This window comes from Anaplasma bovis (assembly GCF_036903315.1).
Taxonomy (GTDB): Bacteria; Pseudomonadota; Alphaproteobacteria; order Rickettsiales; family Anaplasmataceae; genus Anaplasma; species Anaplasma bovis.
Genome location: NZ_JAWLNY010000064.1, coordinates 1 through 5521, shown reverse-complemented (window position 1 = coordinate 5521; position 5521 = coordinate 1). Strand labels below are relative to the sequence as shown.

Below are 5521 nucleotides of genomic sequence, written 5' to 3'. Positions count from 1 at the left end.
AAGCAATCGACGTTTAATACGCGGTTAACAACTCTAAGCTGTGTTTTTAGGCAATGACCGGCAGACCGGCAACTAATAGAATACTCCCGACAACGCTGCTATCGCCTATAAACTGCGCATCACATAATTTGAACTCAACTATTGCACCACGCTCTAACGAGCTTGTGAAAATCATACACAGGGCAAAGAAACATGCAGCAGCCATTCAAAAACAATACTGGCTGCATATTTCAACTTAGCAGATGAATTCTTACTTATTTCGCTTCTCCCACTCTCTCTTTGTTTGGAGAAACCACATTTTCCGTACGCGCATCCTCTAACGCACTGTTTATCACATTGTCTGCAGCTGCAGAAGCGGTATCCTCGCATATAGTAGAGGTAGAAGTAGAGGCAGAAGTAGAAGCAGAAGTAGAAACTTCTTCCTGTGGTCTAGTAGCCCTTCGTCGTTGCGCTCTATCATTTTTTCCATATACTCTAACAAATTTTTCTACTTTCGGGGCACAATGAACTCCGCTAATCTGCTCACGAACTAAATTCCTGAGCAGTGTTTTATGGTTAGAGTACTTCCCTATTCTAGAAGCATTAAGCAGTAAATCGTCACATAATTTTATGAGGTTCTCCCTGTCCGTCACTGATGGCATAACCCCTATCGGCTTTGGAATGTACCCCATGCGATGTAGTTGCTCTATTTCATAAACAACAGCGTGCGCTATAATTAGACCTAAAACCGCTCCATTCCTGATAGTATCAAACATAGCTGCGGAATTGTCCTCGCTTAAAACACACCCAGATCGAACAAAATCTCTACGTTTCTGATATGTGAAGAACATGCTCCTATAGTGCGGAATATACATGAGTCTATCCCCTAAGGAGAGCGCGCTACCTATAGCAGCCATAGATATAGCTGCTATAGTCTCTTGCTCTATTTCACTACCATTTTCGTACATACGTGCAATCTCCTCTATCCAAGAAGGCCCCGACCTTGATTTAGTAAATACTCCTATAACTGCTCGTATGCTCTCGCGTAACCTTGGCACTACTTCCGGTATAATAATGCCTTGCCTGTTACCAATCTCTACCGAAAGCATGTTCATATATGTTTGAATAACTGAAATCGCCCTATAGTGACGGTTAAATGTGATCATCGCTTCTAAAAAACGTCCATACAAATTTTCAACTTTATCAACAAAATACTTTCTATCATCACACGTTAAGACGTATATCGCGCATAAATTATCCAATGCCTCGCCACTATCTTGGTCTTCTGGAATATTAGTTACCTCCCTCCTTGCGATTCCACACGCAGCATCACAGAACAGAAAAAGATCTCTGTAGCGCTCGTTGTCAGAATGCGCTTTTATACTACGCTCAAAGTTCACATAGTTAATGAGTAAATCTGCAGCAAATCTTGCTCCCGTAGGGTTATCTATAAATTCCTGGTCAATATAAACACTGTATCCAACCCTATGCACATAATCTTGCAAGGCTTTATGATAATACTGTAGGTAACGTACAAGTACTCCGTTGTACTCTCTTTTGCTACCAACCACCTCATAGGAAAACATCAGGGAAACAAGATTTTCATATGTTCTTGGCACACTAACTTTGTAATAGGGAATATAGAAAGTAAGACCGGTATTAATAAAACTTCTGAACAAAGCTTTAGGATTATCTGCCCCGTATTCTTCGCAAATCAATAATACGTTGTTACGACTTTCGACAGCCAATTTCCAACTATTATGAAATCTAATACTATAGACGATTGTAGGAAGTTCAGAATTTAAAGAGCTTTCTTCTACTTTACCCGCTTGTATACCCACAGCATAATCGCTAGCCTTTACATACTTCCTGGAACCCACAACAAGCAGAACTTCCTCAGAAACCTCCCTTTCCTGCGCAAAACAAATACGCTTTTCCGGACAGAAGCTAAATATGTCAAAAAGATATCGCCTATCTGATCTAGTTGCATTACTTATCTCCAGTACTACACTGTATTCAGACATATGCCTGGATCTGTATTGCTCAAATACATGTGCACTGTCAAACGACTTAAAAAAATTGTGCACAACGTAACGCTGAAAAATTCTTCCTCCTAAATTTCTTCCAGCATTCATAGCCATGAGTTCACTCGTTGGCTCATCAACTTCTGTAGCATCCCTTATACTCCCCGCACTAAACACTCTTCCCTCTATATTAATTTTGGCATAATACACGCCACACTATACACAGAGCTACATAATTAGTAAATAAAATAAGGAATTGTAGTAACCGAGTGCGGGGTTACCTGACTTTATCTGCTCCATTACGAGCACTTACCCTCATAGCCGTAACACTCTTCACCATGCTGCCAACTCTTTGGGAGCTTTTTTCGTCTTGCGTCTCATCAGCCGAATCAACAATTCGCGTTGAAACTGTTGATGCTGCACTTTCATCATCACTTATATCAGAATCTTGTGTACTTCTTGCGTCAGAAGGTATCGTCCTACCAACTTTAAATTTATCCTCAGCCCCATTGGCTCTCTTCTCAAATACAGCATCCAATGCTGCATGGGCATCTCTGGGGAAATTCTCGCGCAGCCATTTCTTCAAATTTGCCGTCATTTCATACCCAGACTCCATCAATGCATCAAGCATTTCGCATGCTTCTGCTGCAGAAACTTTTGAAACATATGCTATGCTTGCTAATGCGCTGCAGCCCTCATACTCATTTCTGCCCTCTATGTAGTCATTCACTATTTCCTTATGAAATTCCTTGAGCATATTTGCATCACGTCTCCTGCCTGAGTCCAAAGCTGTCTCCATGAGATCTTTCCCTCCTTCAGTTTCGTATAAGTAGGAAGGATCATACTTTAGTATGCTCTCAATCTTCAAATAACCACCCTTTCTTACCGAATCAAATAGATGTTTACTCAAGACTTGAGAAATCTGCCTCTTTGCAAGATCGCTATCCACTATGTCAAATACAACACATAATAAGTTCTTAACTCCGTCAGGATCTTTAGTATTGGCAATAGCTACAGTTGCAATGATTCCATCTTTTCCCTGATCAAATATTCTCCTAGCTACTTCCTTAGCGGCTTCTGTAGAAGTATTTAGCAATACACCCAACACTGTATTAGCAGTAACGTCGCGTCCAAACTGTGTAAGTAAATTGAGCGCTTCTTTTGCAGACAAATCCCTACCTAAAGTTTCTCGCGTTCCTTTTACTTGAGCAATAAATCGGCTTTCAAGATCGTTATTATTAAATGGCGATAAGATTGCTCCCATCATAGCCTTTGTATTGTCATATGTAGAAACCACTGTGGGATGATGTGTTATAGCATTTATAGCTTTACTAGCTAACCTCCTCCCCATAAAAGCGCCAACATTATACAAGATATTGCCCGTGCTTAGCGCTTGAGAGATAGTGTCACTCACATTAGGTATGCTATTACTTATGGACGATTGAACTTTTCCAACGTAAGAAGTAAGCCTCCAAGGCTCATTTGGTTTCGAAGTGTCGGGATCTTGCGCTTCAGTAGGAACTAAACTAGCTTTATTTTCTTCATTAGGCTGTTCAGCAGCTACAGCTCCATGAGCTATACCCACTTCAGTATGAGCATATAAGGCATTATATAAAGCCGGCCGAGCTCTAGGAGGCGCATTGTCTAATATCCATTTTTTATAGGGTTCTGACTTGGCCCCTGAAGATTGATTCCACTCAATCAACAACTTACATGCTTCTTCTACAGAGACCCGAGAAATACTTATTATACTCATAAGGGAAGAGCATTCAATGTACTTAGCGTCGCCCAGCATTAAGCCGTGCAATATCTCTTTATGAAATTCTGTGAGCATATTTGCACAACCTTGCCTATTTTGCTCCAACGCTATTTGTGTTAGATCCAGACGCTTCGCACCGTCTAAGCCGGCGTATATAGCAGATGGTATATATCTCAATACGCTCTCAATTTTCGAATAAGAACCCTGCTTTGCCCAATGCAACATCTGGGTATGGAGCTTGCTCCCAAGACCCACTCGCATAATACTTGCAGCAGGCTGATTCAAACTCAAGTTAAGAAAATTCTCCATCTGAACTTGGTCTCTCATAGAGTCTATAACTCTACTTATGATAAAAGCAGCATTGTACCTGGAATCACACATCGTCGCACATGCCTCTTCTATGGCAGCATTATCTGAAGCATTGCGCAATACATATTCTATCACTTCTTCATTACTATTCAGGGTACGCGAAACTTCTTCACCGGAGAAAAGTACATCTCCCATAACCTCCTGTTCCGCATCATGACTGCTTACTATGTCCCTTAAAGCATCACCTGTATCACCAGGAACGCTCTCAATTATCCTGACATCACTCTTCGATGGAATATATCCAGACTGGAGCAGCCCACGGAGCATCTCGCACGCTTCTTGAGGAGAAATCTGCGATATGTATATTATGCTCAATATGGGATAACACTTCTTATATCTTGGATCACCGTTTCTAGTCCCCACTATTATCTGCTTGTGTAAGTCCTTCAGGATTTGTCCGTATCTCACTATACCCTGAGTATATGCTAATTCCATAATGTTTAGTGAGTTGCCATATATACACGAGGGCTCGTACTCTATTATGGCCTTTACCTGTTCGTATTTGCATGCCAGAGCAGAATCGGCGACATGTATGCTTAACCCAGCAGAAAGCACTGCTTTCGCCCTGGCGTCTTTTACCGAAAAAATAACTTCTAAAAAATCCTCTATTTTGCTGACGTCACGTATAGAATCTATGGCCTTGCTCATAATTGAGCTGCCACCGTTTTCACCAAACTGTGAGATTTTCTTGCATGCCTTCTCTAAAACAGCACTATCAGTAGCATTTGAGAAGATATACTCTATTACTTCTCTGGTGCCGTTGTTCTCAAGTGCTAATATCACATTTCTTTCATCTAGCTGATTATCAATTAGAAACTCTAATCCATAAGATACGGGTGCGCTCCTAGGAGCCTCCTGCTTCTTTTCTGCAGCAGTTTTTTTCAAAAAGCGCATCGCTCCCTTTTTGACTTTATCCTGTGCCGTAGGAACCCCTGTTTCTAAAGGCGCATTTTCCGCTCCTGGTATACCCTGCACACCAAGATCTGCAATAAATTGTTCTACTAGTGCAACTGCGTCTCCAGATGTGTTAGAGAGTACGTTCTGCATCATATAAGGCGTATCCTTATACCTCATTACCAGCCTCATGGCATCTTTCGCGGAAAAGGGCAGTTCTAGCGTGTTAAGTTGTGCTTCAAAATCATCTAGCGCTTTATCTCGTGCCGTAGGAATCCCTGTTTCTAAAGGCACATTTTCCACTCTTGATATACCCTGTACACCAAGATCTGCAATAAATTGTTCTACTACTGCAACTGCATCTTCAGATGTATTAGAGAGCACGTTCTGCATCATATCAGGCGTATCCTTATACCTATATACCAGCTTTATGGCATCTTCCGCGGAAAAGGGCAGTTCTAGCGTGTTAAGTTGTGCTTCAAAATCATCTAGCGCT

General features: G+C 41.4%; 2 protein-coding genes. Both read right to left on the bottom strand.

Annotated elements, in window-relative coordinates; all coding sequences use genetic code 11:
- Positions 1-254: 254 nt before the first annotated feature.
- Positions 255-2180, bottom strand: coding sequence for a hypothetical protein (locus tag R4I06_RS04325; RefSeq protein ID WP_334414349.1), 1926 nt, complete (start codon positions 2178-2180; stop codon positions 255-257).
- Positions 2181-2280: 100 nt separating this feature from the next.
- Positions 2281-5521 (bottom strand): hypothetical protein (locus R4I06_RS04320; RefSeq protein ID WP_334414347.1); only part of this gene is annotated, 3241 nt, incomplete at its 5' end.